We start from the raw sequence: 663 nt of genomic DNA, 5'->3' as shown, positions 1-663 counted from the left end.
GCGGCCGGAACCTCCTTCGCCTTCCCGTAACCGACACCCACGGTGCCGTCACCGTCGCCCACCACGACCAGCGCGGTGAAGCTGAAACGACGACCACCCTTGACAACCTTGGCGACACGGTTGATCGCAACGACACGCTCGACGTAAGCGGTCTTCTCGACGGCGGGGGCGTTACCCCGGTCGTCACGCTTACGGTCGCGCCGCTCGCCACCGCCGGTGCCGCCGCCGGCGCCGCTACCGCGGCGCTGGGGTCCAGCCATTGGAATTACCTCTCTCGATTACGTCCGTCGACTGAGCCGACGAGCGGCTTAGAAGTCGAGCCCGGCCTCACGGGCAGCATCGGCCAGAGCGGCGATGCGGCCTGCGTACCGGTTGCCCGCGCGGTCGAAGACGACCGACTCGATGCCGGCGGCCTTGGCGCGCTCGGCGACCAGGCTCCCGACCTTCTTGGCCAGCTCGGTCTTGTCGCCCTCGACGCCCTTGATGGACACGTCGAGAGTGGACGCCGACGCCAGGGTGTGACCCTTGGCGTCGTCAATGACCTGGGCGACCATGTGACGGTTCGAACGCGTCACGACGAGGCGCGGACGCACCTCGGTGCCGACGACGCGCTTGCGAACGCGGATCGCGCGGCGCTTGCGAGCGGCGCTCTTCGTTGCCCTT

General features: G+C 68.8%; 1 protein-coding gene and 1 pseudogene. Both read right to left on the bottom strand.

Features of this window, described 5'->3' with window-relative positions; translation table 11 throughout:
* A pseudogene (locus tag C2142_RS40255) lies at positions 1-260 on the bottom strand (30S ribosomal protein S5); the annotation flags it as partial.
* 48 nt (positions 261-308) lie between these two features.
* The coding region (gene rplR, locus C2142_RS23020) for a 50S ribosomal protein L18 (protein ID WP_148644963.1) at positions 309-663 on the bottom strand (355 nt) is incomplete at its 5' end.

It is taken from the genome of Streptomyces sp. CB01881, from assembly GCF_002953255.1.
Classification (GTDB): Bacteria; Actinomycetota; Actinomycetes; order Streptomycetales; family Streptomycetaceae; genus Kitasatospora.
Note: the sequence above shows the minus strand (reverse complement) of the source record. Positions and strands in the feature narration are given on the sequence as shown.